1 protein-coding gene is annotated in these 252 nt (G+C 56.0%); it reads right to left on the reverse strand.

Annotated features, from left to right (window positions below):
* Positions 1-13 precede the first annotated feature (13 nt).
* On the reverse strand, positions 14-252 hold a 239-nt coding region (locus N8N51_RS10380; RefSeq protein WP_261104146.1), incomplete at its 5' end, for a hypothetical protein.

A 252-nucleotide genomic window follows, 5' to 3' on the forward strand; every position in this document is an offset into this window, starting at 1 on the left:
CCCCGTCCCCGCCTCATCCCGAGCCCCCGGTCGCTGCGGACTCAGATGCCGATTGACTTGCTGTTGTCGACGCACTTGTCGATGCGGACTCAGATGCCGATTGACTTGCGGTTGTCGACGCACTTGTTGATGCTGACTCAGATGCCGATTGACTTGCTGTTGTCGATGCACTTGTCGATGCGGACTCAGATGCAGATTGACTTGCGCTTGTTGAAGCACTTGTCGATGCGGACTCAGATGCTGATTGACTTG

This window comes from Streptococcus mitis, assembly GCF_946188685.1.
Taxonomy (GTDB): Bacteria; Bacillota; Bacilli; order Lactobacillales; family Streptococcaceae; genus Streptococcus; species Streptococcus mitis_CC.